The sequence below is a fragment of the Microbacterium sp. NPDC080005 genome (assembly GCF_040702445.1).
GTDB classification, from domain to species: Bacteria; Actinomycetota; Actinomycetes; order Actinomycetales; family Microbacteriaceae; genus Microbacterium; species Microbacterium oleivorans_D.
In genome coordinates this window covers 914,553-932,741 of sequence record NZ_JBFBLD010000001.1, presented here as the reverse complement: position 1 = coordinate 932,741, position 18,189 = coordinate 914,553, and the positions used below count along the sequence as shown (strand labels likewise).

At 69.1% G+C, this 18,189-nt stretch carries 16 protein-coding genes; 5 read left to right on the top strand and 11 right to left on the bottom strand.

Annotated elements, in window-relative coordinates:
- Positions 1-7 precede the first annotated feature (7 nt).
- Positions 8-1,192 carry a cysteine desulfurase family protein gene (locus AB0259_RS04485; RefSeq protein WP_251580988.1) on the bottom strand — a complete coding sequence of 395 codons (1,185 nt, stop codon included), beginning with the start codon at positions 1,190-1,192 and terminating at the stop codon, positions 8-10.
- Positions 1,193-1,243: 51 nt separating this feature from the next.
- Here AB0259_RS04485 and glgX point away from each other — a divergent pair, with 51 nt between their 5' ends.
- Genes glgX through glgB form a run of 3 tightly spaced genes read left to right on the top strand, consistent with a single transcriptional unit; the run spans position 1,244 to position 7,601 of the window.
- The gene (gene glgX, locus AB0259_RS04480) at positions 1,244-3,343 is read left to right on the top strand and encodes a glycogen debranching protein GlgX (protein WP_366220417.1); all 2,100 of its coding nucleotides are present in this window, start codon (positions 1,244-1,246) and stop codon (positions 3,341-3,343) included.
- Positions 3,344-3,387: 44 nt separating this feature from the next.
- Complete coding sequence (locus AB0259_RS04475; RefSeq protein WP_366220418.1) at positions 3,388-5,463, top strand: maltotransferase domain-containing protein; 2,076 nt, start codon at positions 3,388-3,390, stop codon at positions 5,461-5,463.
- Positions 5,460-7,601: a 1,4-alpha-glucan branching protein GlgB gene (glgB, locus tag AB0259_RS04470; RefSeq protein WP_366220419.1), complete on the top strand. Its 2,142-nt coding sequence runs from the start codon at positions 5,460-5,462 to the stop codon at positions 7,599-7,601. Before AB0259_RS04475 ends, glgB begins: the two co-directional genes overlap by 4 nt.
- Before the next feature lie 39 nt (positions 7,602-7,640).
- Here the strand turns inward: glgB and AB0259_RS04465 are convergent, their stop codons facing one another.
- Together AB0259_RS04465 and AB0259_RS04460 are read right to left on the bottom strand one after the other, a co-directional pair.
- Positions 7,641-8,576 carry a tetratricopeptide repeat protein gene (locus AB0259_RS04465; protein WP_251580996.1) on the bottom strand — a complete coding sequence of 312 codons (936 nt, stop codon included), beginning with the start codon at positions 8,574-8,576 and terminating at the stop codon, positions 7,641-7,643.
- Positions 8,573-10,351: a glycosyl transferase gene (locus AB0259_RS04460; protein WP_366220421.1), complete on the bottom strand. Its 1,779-nt coding sequence runs from the start codon at positions 10,349-10,351 to the stop codon at positions 8,573-8,575. The genes AB0259_RS04465 and AB0259_RS04460 overlap by 4 nt, the downstream gene beginning before the upstream one ends.
- A gap of 156 nt (positions 10,352-10,507) precedes the next feature.
- On the opposite strand from AB0259_RS04460, the gene AB0259_RS04455 reads away from it, so the two are divergent.
- The gene (locus AB0259_RS04455) at positions 10,508-11,581 is read left to right on the top strand and encodes an AI-2E family transporter (protein WP_251581262.1); all 1,074 of its coding nucleotides are present in this window, start codon (positions 10,508-10,510) and stop codon (positions 11,579-11,581) included.
- On the opposite strand, the gene AB0259_RS04450 is transcribed toward AB0259_RS04455, so the two are convergent.
- From AB0259_RS04450 to rpsB, 8 genes are all read right to left on the bottom strand, one after another.
- Positions 11,582-11,863, bottom strand: coding sequence for a hypothetical protein (locus AB0259_RS04450; RefSeq protein ID WP_251581000.1), 282 nt, complete (start codon positions 11,861-11,863; stop codon positions 11,582-11,584). It abuts the gene before it with no gap.
- 3 nt (positions 11,864-11,866) lie between these two features.
- Positions 11,867-12,574: a lytic transglycosylase domain-containing protein gene (locus AB0259_RS04445; protein ID WP_366220422.1), complete on the bottom strand. Its 708-nt coding sequence runs from the start codon at positions 12,572-12,574 to the stop codon at positions 11,867-11,869.
- 43 nt (positions 12,575-12,617) lie between these two features.
- Entirely contained in the window at positions 12,618-13,175 is a 558-nt protein-coding gene (locus AB0259_RS04440; protein ID WP_366220423.1) for a DivIVA domain-containing protein, read from the bottom strand.
- Positions 13,172-14,092 carry a phosphatidate cytidylyltransferase gene (locus AB0259_RS04435; RefSeq protein ID WP_251581006.1) on the bottom strand — a complete coding sequence of 307 codons (921 nt, stop codon included), beginning with the start codon at positions 14,090-14,092 and terminating at the stop codon, positions 13,172-13,174. The genes AB0259_RS04440 and AB0259_RS04435 overlap by 4 nt, the downstream gene beginning before the upstream one ends.
- Positions 14,093-14,210: 118 nt before the next feature.
- Positions 14,211-14,765 carry a ribosome recycling factor gene (gene frr / locus AB0259_RS04430; protein ID WP_366220424.1) on the bottom strand — a complete coding sequence of 185 codons (555 nt, stop codon included), beginning with the start codon at positions 14,763-14,765 and terminating at the stop codon, positions 14,211-14,213.
- A 55-nt stretch (positions 14,766-14,820) separates the two neighbouring features.
- A complete protein-coding gene (pyrH, locus tag AB0259_RS04425) occupies positions 14,821-15,540 on the bottom strand; it encodes a UMP kinase (RefSeq protein WP_251581010.1) in 720 nt (239 codons plus the stop codon).
- Between the two features lie 86 nt (positions 15,541-15,626).
- Positions 15,627-16,454: a translation elongation factor Ts gene (gene tsf, locus AB0259_RS04420; RefSeq protein WP_366220425.1), complete on the bottom strand. Its 828-nt coding sequence runs from the start codon at positions 16,452-16,454 to the stop codon at positions 15,627-15,629.
- A 78-nt stretch (positions 16,455-16,532) separates the two neighbouring features.
- Positions 16,533-17,393, bottom strand: a complete 861-nt coding sequence (gene rpsB, locus AB0259_RS04415; RefSeq protein WP_251581015.1) for a 30S ribosomal protein S2 — start codon at positions 17,391-17,393, stop codon at positions 16,533-16,535.
- A gap of 287 nt (positions 17,394-17,680) precedes the next feature.
- Here rpsB and AB0259_RS04410 point away from each other — a divergent pair, with 287 nt between their 5' ends.
- A complete protein-coding gene (locus AB0259_RS04410; RefSeq protein ID WP_366220426.1) occupies positions 17,681-18,178 on the top strand; it encodes a M23 family metallopeptidase in 498 nt (165 codons plus the stop codon).
- Positions 18,179-18,189 lie beyond the last annotated feature (11 nt).

Genomic DNA, 18,189 nt, shown 5'->3' with positions numbered 1-18,189 from the left:
TTCCAGTCTACGAGCGTGCTGCCGCGCGGGCGCTGGATGCCGCCGCCCGACGGTACGCCTCAGGGAGTGCCGCGATGAAGGCATCGACGTCCGCGTCCGTCGTGGGACGCCCCAGGGTGACCCGCAGGACCGAACGCGCTTCCCGGTCGGTGCGGCCGAGGGCGAGCACGACGTGGCTCGGCTCGGCGACCCCCGCCTGACACGCCGATCCGGTGGAGACCTGCACGCCGGCGGAGTCGAGCAGGAAGAGGAGCGTCTCGCCGAGCGCGTCGGGGAACAGGAGGTGCAGGTGACCCGGCAGCCGCCGATCGGGCGAGCCGAGCAGACGCACCTGAGGCGCGACGGCGTGGACACCGGCCCGCAGACGTTCGGACAGCAGATGCAGTCGCACCGTCTCGGCATCCCGCTCCGCGGCGGTCAGTTCCAGCGCGACGGCGAGGGCGGCGGCACCCGCGACGTCCGGCGTCCCCGAACGGAGTCCCCGCTGCTGCCCTCCGCCATGGAGGACCGCGCCCATGCGGGCGTGACGGGAGACCACGAGGGCGCCGGTACCGACCGGTGCGCCGACCTTGTGTCCCGCCACACTCAGCGCGATGAGTCCGCCGCGGCCCGCACCTGGCCCGCGCAGCGTGGCGAAGTCGAGCGCGACATGGGCGATCGCGCCCACCGCGTCCAGATGCAGGGGGACATCCGCGGCCGCGGCGGATGCGCTCAGGGCGGTGACGTCCGATACGGTCCCGACCTCGTTGTTCGCGACGAGGGCCGTCGCGAGGGCTGCGCCGGGCAGTGCCGCCTCGAACGCTGCGACGTCGATCGCCGCGCTCTCGTCGATCGGCACGGGTCGCACCTCTGCGCCCTGGGCAGAGGCCAGCCACGCGACCGTGTCGAGGGTCGCGTGATGCTCCCCGTCGGGCAGGACGACCGCAGCCCGCTCCGGGTCGCGCGCCCACCAGGACCCCTTGAGCGCGAGGTTCACCGACTCCGTGCCACCCGAGGTCAGCACCACCTCGATCGGGTCGCACCCGAGCACGGCCGCGATCCGTTCGCGCGCGTCTTCGAGCACCCGTCTGGCCGCCTGGCCCGCGCCGTGCACCGACGACGCGTTCCCGGTGACCTCGGAGGCAGCGAGCCAAGCGTCGCGCGCCTCGGGCCGCAACGGAGTGGATGCCGCGTGGTCGAGATAGACCGCCATCACCCTCCGCCTGCCGCTGACCTACATCGCCTGGTTACTACTGTAGGACGCATGACCTCCGCTCCGGCCGGCCCGACGACCGCGGCGTCCGACACCCCCACCGCGGGGCTGCTCTCGGACGTGTACGACGACCTCGGCGTGCGCCTGCACGACGGCGGCGGGACGCTCCGTGTCTGGTCGGAGCACGCGACGGAACTCGAGCTCGTCGTCTTCGACGACGACGACCCCGACTGGATCGTCGACACCGTTCCGCTGACCGCCGTGGGCGGGGGCGTGTGGGAGGCGACGACGCCCGCGTTGCGGGTGGGGGTGACCTACAGCGTGCGGGTCGACGGGCCGCACGGACCCGGGATGACCTTCAACCCGGCCACGCTCCTCATCGACCCCTACGCGCGCGGGCTGTCCTCCCCCGGCATCCATTCATGGCGTTCGGTCGTGGTCGACGAGTGCTTCGACTGGGGGGACGTGCGCAAGCCGGCGACCCCGCTCGATCGCACCGTCGTGTACGAGGCGCACGTCAGAGGACTGACGAAGCGGCATCCGGGCGTCCCCGCAGCGCTGCACGGCACGTATGCGGGCGTGGCGCACCCGGCGATGATCGAGCACTACCGGAGCCTGGGAGTCACGGCGATCGAGCTGCTTCCCATCCATGCGTTCGCGAGCGAGCCCCGCCTGCTGCAGCTGGGCTTGACGAACTACTGGGGCTACAACTCGGTCGGCTTCTTTGCGCCGCACGCGGCGTACGCGACGGCCACGGCGCAGGCCGAGGGGCCGACCTCCGTCCTGCGCGAACTCAAGGGGATGGTGAAGCTGCTGCACGCGGCCGGCATCGAGGTCATCCTCGACGTCGTCTTCAATCACACCTCGGAACAGGGTCTCGGTGAGCCGCGGTCGAGCTTCCGCGGCCTCGACAACCGCTCGTACTACCGGCAGGCGCAGGACGGCACCTACATCGACGTGACCGGCTGCGGCAACTCGCTCGACACCTCGACGGATGCTGCGGCCCGACTCGTCCTGGATTCGCTGCGCTATTGGGCGAACGACGTGCAGATCGACGGCTTCCGGTTCGACCTGGCGCCCGTCCTCGGTCGGGACCGTGCGCACACCTTCACGCCGGAGCATCCGCTCCTGCAGGCGATCATCGAGGACCCGGCGCTCGAGGGCGTCAAGATGATCGCCGAGCCCTGGGACGTGGGCATGGGCGGATGGCAGACGGGCGGATTCGGGCCCGGGTGGAGCGAGTGGAACGACCGCTACCGGGATCGTGTGCGCAATTTCTGGCTGAGCGACATCGACTACTCCCGACGCGCGGACATCACCCCCGTCGGCATCGGCGGATTCGCGACCCGACTGGCCGGCTCGGCGAACACCTTCAGCTCGGAACGTGGTCCCCTCGCGAGCGTCAACTTCGTCACGGCGCACGACGGCTTCACACTCCACGACCTGGTGTCGTACGACTCGAAGCGCAACGACGCCAACGGCGAGCACGGGCGCGACGGCGCCGACACCAATCGGTCGTTCAATCACGGGTTCGAGGGACCCACCGACGACGAGGGCGTCCTCGCCGCGCGCCGGAGAGCCATGCGCAACCTCCTCGGCACCCTTCTGCTGTCCGCGGGTGTCCCGATGCTGACGGCCGGCGACGAGACGGGACGCACGCAGAACGGCAACAACAACGCGTACTGCCACGACTCGGCTCTCACCTGGTACGACTGGTCGCTGCAGCCCTGGCAGGAGGACCTCCGTGCCCACGTCGAGGTGCTCACCCGCATCCGCCGCGAGAACCCGGCGCTGCGACCGGTCCGATTCGCGCACGCGGAGAAGACGGTCCCCGGGGCGTCCGTCATCGACTGGTACGACGAGGGCGGGCACACGATGTCGGTCGAGCAATGGACCGACCCTTCCCACCGGACACTGCAGTACGACGCCCGCTCGACCCCGGAGAACGAGGCGGCCAACCGGACCCTGCTGGTCGTCCACGGCCGTGAGAGCGACCTGGACATCACCCTGCCGTCGCTCGAGGGGGTCACCCGGTTCGTCCCGCTGTGGTCCAGCGTCGACGAGCGACCGCAGAGTGATACCGTCCCGCTCTCCCCCGGCGACGGGTTCACGGCGACGGGGCCGTCAATGTACCTGTTCCGGGCCGAGTGATCCAGGCCGTTTCGACCCTCGTCCGCCACCGGTAGGTTCGGAACGTGGCCACACAGATCTCCCCCGCTTCCGTCCGCAGCTCCGCAGAGATCCCGGTCCGGCCGGTGAAGGCGTCCAGGAAGGACGCCGGCATCCGGAACGGCCGCATCCCGATCGCCTCCCATCGACCGAGCGTGCCCGGCGGGCGATTCGCCCCGACCGCCTTCGTGGGCGAAGCCGTGCCCTTCACGGTCGCCGCCTTCCGCGAGGGGCACGATCGCATCGGCGTGCATCTGCGGTTGACCGCACCGTCGGGAGCCGTCACCCTCCACCGGTTGACACCCCTGGACGACGGGTTCGACACGTGGCGTGTCGTGGTCGCTCCCCTCGAGCAGGGCACGTGGAAGTTCCGCTTCGAGACCTTCGGTGACGACTACGCGACCTGGCGGCACGCCGCAGAGCTGAAGATCGCAGCCGGCGTCGATCCGATCCTGATGCGCGAGATTGGCGCCCGACTGTTCGAGCGGGCCGCCGCCGAGAAGACGCGTCCTGCGGACGAGCGCACTGCGCTGACGACAGCTGCACAGGCGCTGCGGGATGACGCGGTGGACGACGCCGCCGCACTGATCGTCGTCCGCGATCCAGGACTGGCCCGTGCCTTCGCCGATCGTCCGGCGACGTCCCTGCACACCCTGCACGAGGAGAACACGCTGCTCGTCGAGCGCGAACGTGCCGGCGTCGGAGCCTGGTACGAGTTCTTCCCGCGTTCCGAGGGTGCCGTCCGTCTCCCGGACGGGGGCGTGCGGAGCGGCACCTTCCGCACCGCGATCGACAGGCTGCCGGCTGTCGCCGACATGGGGTTCGACGTCGTCTACCTCCCGCCGATCCATCCGATCGGCGAGGTCAACCGCAAGGGTCCGAACAACACGCTCGAGGCGGGCCCGGGCGAGCCCGGCTCCCCCTGGGCCATCGGTTCCGCCGACGGCGGGCACGACACCGTCCACCCCGACCTCGGCACGCTCGAGGACTTCCGCGCGTTCGTGGACGCCGCGAACAGGCTCGGGCTCGAGATCGCCTTGGATCTCGCCCTTCAGGCCGCACCCGACCACCCGTGGGTGACCGAGCACCCGGAGTGGTTCACGACCCTCCCCGACGGGTCGATCGCGTTCGCGGAGAACCCGCCGAAGAAGTACCAGGACATCTATCCCATCAACTTCGACAACGACCCGGTGGGCATTCGAGCGGAGGTGCTGCGCATCGTGCAGCGCTGGCTCCGTCAGGGTGTGCGCATCTTCCGCGTCGACAACCCGCACACGAAACCGCTGCAGTTCTGGGAGTGGCTCATCCGCACAGTGAACGCGGAGCACCCGGACGTGGTCTTCCTGGCGGAGGCCTTCACCCGCCCGATTCCGATGCGAGCGCTCGCGCAAAGCGGCTTCCAACAGAGCTACTCCTACTTCACCTGGCGCAACACGAAGACCGAGCTCGAGGAGTTCTTCGCGTCCATCTCGGATGAGACGGCCGACTTCATGCGGCCGAACCTCTTCGTGAACACCCCCGACATCCTCACCGAGTACCTGCAGTTCGGAGGTCGCCCGGCGTACCGCATCCGCGCCGCTCTCGCGGCGACAGCGGGGGCGAACTACGGGGTCTACGCGGGCTATGAGCTCTACGAGAACGTCGCCCGCCCCGGCTCCGAGGAGAACATCGACAACGAGAAGTACGAGTACAAGTTCCGCGACTGGACCGCGGCAGAGGCCGCGGGCGATTCGCTGGCGCCCTACCTGCGGCGACTGAACGAGATCCGCCGGGCCCACCCCGCGCTTCGTCAGCTGCGTGGACTGCACCTGCAGGGCACCGACGACGACGCGATCCTCGCGTACGTGAAGCACCTCCCGGGTGCGCTGTCCGCCTCCGGCGCATCCGACACGATCATCGTGGTCGCGAACGTCGACCCGCACTCGACGCGCGAGACCACCGTCCACGTGGACTCGCAGATCTGGGGTCTGCCCCGCGGGCACGACTACGACGTCGAGGACCTCATCACCGGGGCGCACTGGACGTGGAACGAACACAACTACGTCCGACTCGACGCGTTCGCCGAACCCGTCCACATCCTCCACGTGAAGGCACGCTCATGACCCGTCCCGCTGACTCGATCCTGGATGCCGTGGGTGCCGGCGCCTACCATGCGCCGCACGACATTCTCGGCCCGCACGCCGAGGGCGACCACTGGGCGATCCGGGCACGCCGCCCCTTCGCGCAGACCGTGACCGCTGTCCTCGCCGACGGCACGCGCGTCGAGCTCGAGCACCTCCACGCGGGCGTATGGGAGGGATCCGCTGCGGCGCAGCCGACCGCCTACGACATCGTCGCCACCTACGAAGGCGCCCCCGACTACCGCGTCGACGACCCCTACCGTCACCTGCCGACACTCGGCGAGGTGGATCTGCACCTCATCCGCGAAGGTCGTCACGAGCAGTTGTGGACGGTCCTGGGCGCGCATGTGCGCCACTACGACGCCGTCAGCGGCGTCTCGTTCGCCGTGTGGGCTCCCAACGCCCGGGCCGTCCGCGTCGTCGGGGATCTGAACGGCTGGGACGGGACGCAGCACGCGATGCGCTCGCTCGGTTCCAGCGGCGTCTGGGAACTCTTCGTTCCGGGCATCGGTGTGGGCTCGGCCTACAAGTTCGAGATCCTCACGGCTGCGGGGCACTGGGTCATGAAGGCGGACCCGATGGCGCGTCGTGCCGAAGTGCCGCCGGCGACAGCGTCCGTCGTCACCGACAGCGAGTACACGTGGTCCGACGATGAGTGGATCGCCGCCCGCGCGTCGGGCTCCGTGCATGACAAGCCGATGACGACGTACGAGCTGCACCTGGGATCATGGCGTCCCGGTCTCGGCTATCGCGAGGCCGCCGACGAGCTCGTCGAGTACGTCGGAGCGCAGGGCTTCACGCATGTCGAGTTCCTGCCCCTGGCCGAGCACCCCTTCGGCGGGTCCTGGGGCTACCAGGTCACGGGCTACTACGCCCCGACGAGCCGGTTCGGCACCCCCGACGACCTGCGCTACCTCATCGACCGCCTCCACCAGGCCGGCATCGGCGTCATCATGGACTGGGTCCCTGGGCACTTCCCCAAGGACGAGTTCGCCCTGGCCCGGTTCGACGGGGCTCCGCTGTACGAGCACCCGGACCCCCGCCGCGGCGAGCACCGCGACTGGGGCACCTACATCTTCGACTACGGCCGCAACGAGGTCCGGAACTTCCTCGTCGCGAACGCCCTCTACTGGTTCGAGGAATTCCACGTCGACGGTCTGCGGGTCGACGCCGTGGCCTCGATGCTCTATCTGGACTACTCCCGCGAAGAGGGGCAGTGGGAGCCCAACATCCACGGCGGCCGCGAGAACCTGGAGGCGATCCGCTTCCTGCAGGAGGTGAACGCGACCGCGTACAAGCGGCATCCCGGCATCGCGATGATCGCCGAGGAGTCGACGAGCTTCCCCGGTGTGACCGCTCCGACCAGTCAAGGCGGGCTCGGCTTCGGGTTCAAATGGAACATGGGGTGGATGAACGACTCCCTGGTCTACATGGGCCGCGACCCGCTGTACCGGTCGCACCACGAGGGCGAGCTCTCGTTCTCGTTCGTCTACGCGTTCAGTGAGAACTTCGTCCTGCCGATCAGCCACGACGAGGTCGTGCACGGCAAGGGGTCGCTGTTCACCCGGATGCCGGGCGATCACTGGCAGCAGCTCGCCAACATGCGTGCGTTCCTCGCGTACATGTGGGGGCACCCGGGCAAGCAGCTCCTGTTCATGGGGCAGGAGTTCGGTCAGATGTCGGAGTGGTCCGAGGGTCGCGGCCTCGACTGGTGGATGCTGGACCAGCCCGCTCACCAGCAGTTGCAGCACTTCGTCGCCGCGCTCAATTACACGTATCGGGACGAGGCCCCCCTGTGGTCGCGCGACAGTGACGGGGCGGCCTTCTCCCGCGTGTGGCCGCACACGCCCGACAGCAGCGTCCTGGGCTTCGCACGGCGCGACCACGACGGCGGCACCGTCGTCGTCCTGTGCAACTTCGCGGGGGCTCCCCGTCACGACGTGCGGGTGACACTGCCCGAGGCGGGTGCCTGGGCGGAGATCCTCAACAGCGACGCGCAGGAGTTCGGCGGGTCCGGTGTCGGCAACTTCGGCGGGGTGACGACGGATGCCGACGGCACCGCCACCCTCGTGCTGCCGCCGCTCGGCGTGCTCTGGCTCCGCCACCGTCACGGCGACTGACGTTCCGGGTCCGGGCTGCGGCCCGGACCCGGAAGGGCGTCAGAACAGCAGGCTGGCGAGCCGGCCGCGGGCGCGGATGACCCGCGGGTCGGCGTCCCCGACGACGCCGAAGAGCTCCAGGAGTCGTTCCCGGACGGGGGCGCGCTCCTCCGACGGAAGCGCCGCGAAGAGGTCGAGCAGGCGGCCGAATGCGTCGTCGACGTGGCCTCCGGCAAGGTCCAGATCGGCGACGGCGAACTGTGCGTCGACGTCCCGCGGACCGGCCGCGGCCGCGGCCCGGGCCGCGGCGAGGTCGAGGTGCTGCACACGCGAGAGCAGGTGCACCTGCGCGAGGCCCGCCTTCGCGTCCTCGTCGCGGGGGTTCTCGCTCAGCGCCTGCTCGTACGCACGCGCGGCGGCGTCGTAATCGCCCGCTTCGATGGCGTCGAAAGCAGCCTGGTGCAGCGGCGGGAGGGCCGGAGCCGACGCCTCGCCGTCCGTCTCGGCGCCCTCGACGGGCACCGTACCGGTCACACCGTGCTGTGCGGCCAACTGGAGCAGCTGCGTGAAGACCTCGCGAACCTGAGCCTCGGGCACCGCCCCCGTGAAGAGCTGGACGGGCTGCCCGGCGACGAGCGCGACGACGAGCGGGATGGACTGCGCGCGGAAGCTCTGAGCCAGTTGCGGGTTCGCGTCCACGTCCACCTTGGCGAGCACGAGGCGTCCGCCGAGCTCGTCGACGAGCTTCTCGAGGATCGGGCTCAGCTGCTTGCAGGGACCGCACCACTCCGCCCACAGGTCGACGACAACGGGAACGGTCCGAGAGAGTTCGAGGACCTGTCCGAAATCAGCATCCGTGACGTCGAAGACCAGACGGGATGCGGGGGGCTGTCCGGCCGCGGGTGCGCCTGCGTCGGGCGGGGCGGTCGGCCGGTTGCGGAGGGACGAGAGGTCGACGGCGCCGCGCAGGACGGCTCCGGGTGCGGGGGTGCTCACTCTTTTTCAACCACCTTGGCGTCGAGGACGTTGGAACGGGATGCGAGCAGCTGGATCTTGTCGTTGGACCCTTGAGCGGGGACGAAGAAGTACAGCTGATCGGTGTAGCGGGTCTGGAACCCGGTGCTCGATTGCGAGACGCCGGACAGGGCCTTCACAACGACGTTCTCCCCCAGTTTGATGACGGCGTCGTCGTTGGTCGGTACGGCGGTCTCGTTCTCCGTCACAGTGACGGCGACGATGGCGCCGCTGTCGAGGGTCACGAGCGACAACGGCTCCGAGTCGCCCGGTTCGGCGAGGAACGACACCCGGCCGGTCTCCTCGCCCGTCTCGTTGAACTTCTTGAGCACCGCCGCGCGGTTCTCGGCGACGAGAGAACGGAACGTGTCCGTCTCCTTGTCGAACAGGGCGGCGTACTCGCTCTTGTCCCCCTTGTCCAGGACGTCCGCGTAAGCGGCGGCCAGATTCTCGGGGGGCATGAGGAGGAAGGGCGAATTGGGCTCGACGGCGACGGCGCCCACGTACTCCGCGGCGAGGTTCATCGTGGCGTCGGCGCGGAGGCTGGAGATGTAGGCGACCTTGTACTCGGCCCACGGGTCGCTCTGCGTCGCGGTCACCACCGTGGCGACGCCGTCCGCGTCCTCGACGACCGCCATGAACATGCGCGGCCAATCGTTCTTCGCCTGCGGCAGGAGCGCCGTCATCTTCCCGGCCGGGATGGCCGGCAGCGCGTCCGCGTCGGGGAGCTCGGTGCGAAGCCGGTAGTTGGTCTCCCGCTCCACAAGCGCCGGCCCCGTGAGGCGTTCCGCCGCCGCCTTCGGGTCCTTCGCCTCATCCGCGGCGGCGACCTGCTCGGCGATCCTGCCGAGGATCCGCTCGGCCTGCGTCTTCGTGACCGCGGGTGCGCCCTGCCCTTCCGGGACGATGACGGATGCCGTGGGCGACGGGGTCGCGTCGGGCTGAAGGTCCGGCCACGCGTCCGGCGAGCATCCGGTCAGGGCGATCCCTCCGACCAGGAGCGCGGAGATCGCCACCAGGGACCGCCGACCGCGTCCGAGACGGCGACGGGCCGGGGCTGCGGCGATCACGCCCTTGTCCGCTTCCTCGACCGACAGGTCGATCGGCTGCGTGGCCGTGATCGGAAGGCCCTTCCGCCGCGGACCCCGGGAGCGACGAACGTGACGCAGAGCGAGGACGTACAGCACGAGGCCGACGACCGCCATGAGGATGCCGCCCGCCAAGAGCGGTCCCGCCCACGGCGTCGTGACCCCGGTGGGCCAGGTGATGCTCATCGCCGCGGGAGCGGCTGACGTCCCGTCGGAGGCGACCAGCACGCTCATGTCATCCGGCAGACGAAGCGTCGTGGCGAGGGAGCCGTCCTGCTCGAACTCGTCCAGCCAGAGATCGGAGCCGGCGGGAGCTGCCGTCGGCGAGCCGGCCTCGACGGGCGCGGTCGCCGCCACGTCCTCGGAGACCGCCTGCCCCTCCGCGCCGAGCGTCACGTGGACGTACTCGGTGGGGGCCAGCCACGCCGTGACGTCTTGCGTCCTGGCGTAGGCGGCGAAGACCGGTCCGTCGCCGTCGACCCGGAGCGTCTGCGCGCCCGCGCGGCTCGCGAGGACAGCGCCGTCGATGAGGACGAAGGGAGCGTCGGCATCCGTGGTGATCGTCGTCGTCTCCGTCGCGGGCGCCTCGAGGATCGTGCGCTGGGCGACGCCTGCACCGATCATCAGCGTGGCAAGTACGAAGGCGATGATCGCCCACACGAATCTCACGAACCGTCGCCCTCCTCCAGCCGGCATCGGGGTGCGCGGCCGATCATTCGACATTCCAGCCTAGCGAACGGTGCTGGCAAACGCGTGGGAGGGCGTCGCTCCCGCATCGAGCACCGTCCGCGAACTAGGGTGAGTGCAGACCTGGGAAAGGGCATCGTGAAGATCCAGCATCCGTTCCGCACTGCGCTGATCGCCACGCTCGGCGTGGGTGTCGGCATCCTCATCCTCACCGGTGTGCAGACCCTTTCGACCGTGCTCCTCTACATCGGCACGGCGCTGTTCCTGGCCCTGGGCCTCGATCCGGTCGTCTCCTTCTTCGAGCGACGCGGGCTACCGCGCTGGGGCGCTCTGCTGGCGACGTTCGCGGCCCTGCTGGCCGTGGCGACGGCACTCGTGCTCATCGTCGTACCCGTCCTCGTCGATCAGATCGCGAAGCTCGTCCAGCAGATCCAGAAATTGGTGGAGAGCGCCATCGACCAGGAATGGAATCCGGTGACCGTCGCGCGCGACTGGTTGTCGCACACCTTCCCGCTCCTGCAGGTCGACATGGTGCTCGGCTACGTCAACGACTGGTGGAACGGACTCGACTTCGCGGACATCGGCGCCTCGCTGGGCACGGGCCTGCTGTCCTTCGGCGCAGGCATCGTGGCGACGGCCACGGGCACGATCATCGTGCTCATCCTGACCATCTACTTCACCGCCTCGATGCGCTCCCTCAAGCGCTCGGTCTATCAACTCGCGCCGGCCTCCAAGCGGGAGCGGTTCGTCAACCTCTCCGAGCAGATCACGGCGTCCGTCGGCTATTACGTGATGGGCCAGGTCGTGCTCGGGGCGATCAACGGCATCCTCAGCGCGATCTTCCTGACCATCATCAAGGCGCCGTTCCCCGCCGTGCTGGCGGTGATCGCGTTCTTCTTCTCGCTGATACCGCTCGTGGGGACCCTGACGGGGTCGGCCATCATCGTGCTCGCCTGTCTCGGTCTGGCGTCGCCGCTCACGGCCCTCGTCGCGCTCATCTGGTACCTCGTCTACATGCAGCTCGAGGCCTACTTCCTCTCGCCGAGGATCATGAGCCGTGCGGTATCGGTACCCGGCGCGGTCGTCGTCATCGCGGCGCTCGCCGGCGGGTCACTGCTCGGCCTGCTCGGAGCGCTCATCGCCATCCCGGTCGCGGCGAGCGTCCTGATCATCTATCGCCAGGTGCTGATCCCCCGCCAGAACGAACTCTGATCAGGCGATCCGCCAGCACGCGGTGTGCCAATGGCGCCGCGCGGCGAGATCGGCGGCGTCCCCCAGCACACCGTCGGCACGCCAGACGACGACGTGGGCCGTGCCGGCCGGAACCGTGCGACCGCATCCCGGACAGACGTAGTCCTTCTGCGCCTGCTGCGCGGACACCGGCTGCACCGTCCATTCCACGCCCCGCCGCTGCTCGGTGCGCTTCCAGCCGGCGAGCAGACGGTCGAAGGAGGCGTCAGGGGCGCTGGGCTTGCGCCGGTTGGACCGCGGCACGAGTCAGTACCAGCCCGAACGCTGCGACTTCCCCCACGCACCGCAGGGAGTCCCGTAGCGACCCTGGATGTACCCCAGCCCCCACGTGATCTGCGTGGCGGGATTCGTCTCCCAGTCCGAACCGACCGAGGACATCTTGCGTCCAGGCAGAGCCTGCGGGATGCCGTACGCACCGCTCGAGGCGTTGTAGGCATTCACTCGCCAGCCGGATTCCTTCTTCCACAGCGCGACGAGGCACGCGAACTCGGAATCTCCCCAGCCCCGGGCCGTCACCATGTCGTACGCGATGGCCTGCGCGCTCCCGGGGTTCGGGGACACGAACGGCGGCGACCAGGATGAGGAACGCGTCGAGGCCGACGACCGACTCTGCGTCGGCGTGGGGGTGGGAGTCGGGGTGACGTAGACCGTGTACTCGCTCGCGCGCTCCAACTCGACGGCGGGTGCGTCACCCGCCTGATACCGCTGCGCATCCTGCACGGCCGACGCGTACAGGGACAGCGGGTCGAGTTCGGTCGCCTCGGCAGGGTTCGGGAAGGAGACGAGCGGCACCAAGGTCGCACCGACGAAACCCGCGGTGGCCAGCACCGAGAACGCGGCCAGCACGCCGCGGCGGCGGGACCATCGGGCGGCACGGGCCGACCGCCGGGAGCGTCGGACGGATCGCGTCGCGACGCCGGCGCGCGATGGAAGGATCTCGTTGCCGGTGGTCACAGTGTCCCGATCATATCGACGTCGCGAAACACTCGCCACGCCGTCATCCGACGGACTGCATGACGTCGACGACGGCGTCGAGGACGGCGTCCACCTGCGCCTCGTCGTACCCGCGGAGCTGCATGCGGAACGCAACGGAACGGACCTGCTCGATCGTGAGGCCCTCCCCCGATTCGAGGTAGCGGGCGATCCTGCCCGCGACCAGGTCGACCTCGTCGACGCGATAACCGAAGCGGAGCGGCGAGACCCGACGGAAACGGTGACGCGGCTTCCGGGACAGGCGATCGAGGATCTCCTGCGCCAGCGCCCGGGACGCGCCCACCCACGCGCGAGCGCCGCGCTGCGTCATGGCCGCCACTCGCTCGCGCTGCGCGAACGCGTCCTCGATCCGGGCGAGGGCGGCATCGACGGCCTCGATCGCGTAACCGTCCCTCACGAGGGGGAACGCGACGGCGCGGACATCGCCCGAAGTGAGCGACACATCGTCGGACTCGAAGGCCGTCCGGGCCGATGCGAGGAAGTCGTCGACCGCACGGGGTGCATACCCTTTGCGTCGTCCGGCGGTCCTCGGGAAGGCGGCGGGTGAGGTCAGGTCGGTCATGCCAGTCCGCTCAAGGGGGTCAGGAGGATGTACAGGGCCAGACCCGGGACGAGCGAGGGGAGGATCGAGTCGAGGCGGTCGAGCACTCCCCCATGACCGGGCAGGAACGAGCTCATGTCCTTGATTCCGAGATCGCGCTTGATGAGAGACTCGCCGAGATCGCCCACGGTCGCCGAGACGAGGATCGCGAGGCCCAGCACCAGACCCGCCCACAGCGGGATCTGCAGCATGAGGACGCCGAGCAGACCACCGGCGACGAGGCTGACGACGACGGCCCCGGCGAAACCCTCCCAGGTCTTGTTGGGGCTGATGCGCGGCGCCATCGGATGCCGACCGAAGGCGACCCCGCTGGCGTAAGCGCCGGTGTCCACCGAGACGGCGATGATCAGGACGGCGAGCAACCACAGCTCACCGTGGTCCTGGCGCAGGATGACCAGGGCGAGACTCCCGTGGAAGACGACGTAGACCTGGACGAGTCCGCTCGCCAGGACGTCGGTGACGACGTCGCCGTAGCGGCGGCCGTCTCCGGCGGCCATCTGGGCGATGAGACGCCACACCACGACGAGGACCACGGCGGCGAAGAGCACGAACCACTGGGTCAGGTATCCGACGAACGCGGCACTGAGGACCAGCGCACCGCCGACGAGCTGCGGCGCGAGATCGACTCTGCGACCCGACGCCTGCAGCGCGCGGGTGAATTCGAAGGCGCCGAGAAGACACAACGGCACCGCGAACGCGATGAACGCCCACTTCCAGAACAGGAGCGAACCGAGCACGATAGCGCCGATGCCGAGGCCGATGAGTGTCGCCATGATGAGGTTGCGGCCCGACCGCGCATTGATGCGGTCGTTGGCCTCCTCGAACTCGACCCGGGCGCGCTCGATCTGACTCTCGAACTCGCTCCGCGCAGCTCTCACATGGGACTGGAAAGAGGACGGGTCGCCCGAGACCTGGCTCCCACGCCTCAGATCGGATCGGCTCGGGGGCGTATCCGGTCCGACCGCGCTCCCCGATGCGTCTTCGGACATGGCGCTGTCAGACCTCGAGGAGTTCTGCCTCTTTGCGCTTCAACGCGTCGTCGATCAGCTCGACGTGCGTCTTGGTCACCGCGTCAAGCTCCTTCTCGGCCCGAGCGAGGTCGTCATCGCTCACCTCGCCCTTGAGTGCGTCGAGCTCGTCCTTCGACTTACGACGGATGCCGCGGACGTGCACCTTCGCGTCCTCCGCCTTGCTCTTGACGAGCTTGACGTACTCCTTGCGGCGGTCGGCGGTGAGCTCGGGCATCGTCACGCGGACGATGTTCCCGTCGTTCGTGGGGTTCGCGCCGAGGTTCGGCATGTCGCGGATCGCCTGCTCGATCGCCTTCAGCGCCGACTTGTCGTACGGCGTGATGACCAGCGTGCGCGCCTCCGGCGCGTTGAGCGAGGCGAGCTGTGCGAGCGGGGTGGGCGTGCCGTAGTACTCGACCTGGACCTTCTGGAAGAGCTGCGGGTTCGCCCGTCCGGTGCGGACGGTCGAGAAGTCCTCCTTGGCGGCCTCGACGGCGCGGTCCATACGGGTCTTCGTGTCGGCCAGGATGTCGGCGATCACGGTCTCTCCATTCGTCGGTACGTCCGATCCAGTCTAGTCGGCGGCGCCCCCTGCCTCAGACGCTGACGAGGGTGCCGATCGATTCTCCGAGCAGCGCGCGGGTCACGTTGCCACCGGGCTCCATGCCGAACACCCGCATACCCATGCCGTTGTCCATGCACAGGCTGAACGCCGTCGAATCGACGACCTTCAAACCGCGCTGCAGCGCGTCCCGATAGGTGATCGTGTCGAGCTTCTCTGCGGAGGCATCCGTCCTCGGGTCGGCCGTGTACACACCGTCCACCCCGTTCTTGGCCACGAGGACCTCGACCGCACCGATCTCGAGCGCGCGCTGCGCAGCCACCGTGTCGGTCGAGAAGTACGGCAGACCGGCGCCGGCACCGAAGATCACGACGCGTCCCTTCTCAAGGTGACGCTCCGCTCGACGCGGGATGTACGGCTCAGCGACCTGGGTCATGGAGATCGCGGACTGCACGCGGGTGGCAGCCCCGGCCTGCTCGAGGAAGTCCTGGAGGGCGAGGGCGTTCATGACGGTGCCGAGCATGCCCATGTAGTCGGCGCGTCCGCGGTCCATGCCGCGCTGGCTCAGCTCGGCGCCCCGGAAGAAGTTGCCACCGCCGACGACGACGGCGACCTCGACCCGGTCCACAGCCGCGGCGATCTCCTGGGCGATCTGGCTGACGACATCGGGATTGACGCCCAGCTGACCTGCGCCGAACGCCTCGCCGGACAGTTTCAGGAGGACGCGGCGGCGTCCGGTGTTCTCGTCGATCACGCGGGATTCCTCTCGTCTAGGGGAGACTATCGAACGGCATGGAAAAGGGGTTCGCATCGTGTGATGCGAACCCCTCTCTCATGTGCTTACGCGCCGACCTTGAAGCGGGCGAAGCCGGTGACCGTGATCCCGGCGTCGGACGCGACCTTCGCGACGGACAGCTTGTTGTCCTTGGCGTAATCCTGGTCGAGCAGGGCGACCTGCTTGAAGAACGCGTTCACGCGACCCTCGACGATCTTCGGGAGGGCAGCCTCGGGCTTGCCCTCGTTCCGGGAGATCTCCGTGACGATCTCGCGCTCCTTCTCGACATCCGCCTCGGGCACCTCGTCGCGCGACAGGTACGTCGGGTTCGCGAACGAGATGTGCTGCGCGATCGAACGAGCGGTCTCGGCGTCGTCGCCCGAATAGGCGACGACCACGCCGACCTGCGGCGGCAGGTCCTTGCTGGTCTTGTGGAGGTAGACCTGGAAGGCGTCGCCGGAGAGCGTGCGCACGCGGCGCAGCTCGACCTTCTCGCCGATGATCGCGGCCTCGTCCGAGATGAGGTCGGCGACGCTCTTGCCACCGGCGTCGGCCGCGAGAGCCTCCTCGGCGGAATCGGCGCCTGCGGCAGCGGCCGCGTCGAGGACCTTCTCGGACAGGGCGATGAACCGGTCGTTCTTGGCGACGAAGTCGGTCTCGGTGTTCAGCTCGATGAGCGTGACCTTGCCGTCCTGCTCCTTCGCGGCGACGAGGCCCTCGCTCGTCGAGCGGTCGGCACGCTTCGCGTTGCCCTTCGCGCCCTTGAGGCGGAGGATCTCGACGGCCTTCTCGAGGTCGCCGTCGGCCTCCTCGAGCGCCTTCTTCGTGTCGACCATTCCCGTGCCGAGCTGCTCGCGCAGCGCCTTGATGTCGGCGATGGTGAAGTTTGCCATGGGTGGCGGCTCCTCAGTAGTTGGGGGTGTGTTTCGAGTCGCCTGAGCCCCGCGGGTGGCGGGGCCCAGGCGGGACGATCACTCGGCGGACTTCGCCTCGGTGGTCTCCTCAGCGGCGGGAGCCTCGGCGGTCTCCTCGGCCGCGGGGGCCTCGGCCGGAGCCTCAGCCTGCTCGGCCGGGGCGGACTCGAGCAGCTCGCGCTCCCAGTCGGCCAACGGCTCGGCCTCGGCCGACTCGTCGGTCGGGTTGTGACGCTGGATGAGACCCTCGGCGGCGGCGTCGGCGATGATGCGCGTCAGCAGGCTGACCGAGCGGATCGCGTCGTCGTTGCCCGGGATCGGGAACTGGAACTCGTCGGGGTCGGCGTTCGTGTCGAGGATGCCGATGACGGGGATGCCGAGCTTCTTGGCCTCGTCGATGGCGAGGTGCTCGCGCTTGGCGTCGACGACCCAGATGGCCGACGGCGTCTTCTGCAGGTTGCGGATACCGCCGAGCGACTTGTGCAGCTTGTCGAGCTCGCGCTTCTTGAGGAGAAGCTCCTTCTTGGTGAAGCCGCTCTCGGCCGGGTTCTCGAAGTCGAGCTCCTCGAGCTCCTTCATGCGCGCGAGGCGCTTGGAGACCGTCGAGAAATTGGTGAGGAGGCCACCCAGCCAGCGCTGGTTGACGAAGGGCTGACCGACACGGGTGGCCTGCTCGGCGATGATCTCCTGCGCCTGCTTCTTGGTGCCGACGAAGAGGATCGTGCCGCCGTGGGCGACCGTCTCACGCACGTACTCGTACGCCTTGTCGATGTACCCGAGCGACTGCTGCAGGTCGATGATGTGGATGCCGCTGCGCTCGGTGAGGATGAAGCGCTTGACCTTCGGGTTCCACCGGCGGGTCTGGTGTCCGAAGTGAACGCCGCTGTCGAGCAGCTGGCGAATGGTGACGACGGCCATGGCCGTTCTCCTGTTCGTTGTGGTTGATCGCGCCGGACGGATGGTCGCGGCGAGCCTGGTGCCCGGCACGCACCCGCTCCCGGAGGAGACCGTTGGGTGGGATGCCGCGATGTCGATCGACGGTGTCGGACCGAGCCGCTGTGGGCACGCGTAGTCACCCCGACGTGCGGGGTGCTCCACCAGCATAGCAACAACGCGGCTTCCTCCCCCGCCGTCTCCGCCCCGGATATGTCCCCACCCGTTCTGCACGCCCACCTCTCCGCGTCACCGCGGATCATGATGGCGCCATGACCTGGTCTCGCCGGATGATGCTGACCGTCGCCGCCGTGGTGACGGTGATCTCGCTGACACCGGTCCGCGTCGATGCGGCGACGGACGGTCGCCCGGAGTGGCGTCTTCCCGCGGCAGGGGCGAACGTGATCGTCCCTTTCGAGGCGCCGGCGCACGACTACGCCGCCGGGCACCGCGGCATCGACGTCGGACCCGTCGACGGCGTCGTCCTCGCGCCTGCAGCCGGGGTCGTCACCTTCGCAGGCACCGTCGTCGATCGCGGTGTCGTCACGATCGACCACGGTGCCGGCTGGGTGACGAGCGTCGAGCCGGTCATGGCGTCGGTCGCCGTCGGCGATGTCGTGCAAGCGGGAGAGGAAGTCGGCTCTCTCGCCACGGGAGGGCACGCGACGCCGGGGACACTCCACGTCGGAGTGAGGCTGAACGGCAAGTACGTCAACCCGCTGCTGCTTCTCGGCCGGGTTCCGCGGGCGGTCCTGTTGCCCTGCTGCTGATGTCCCCGAGG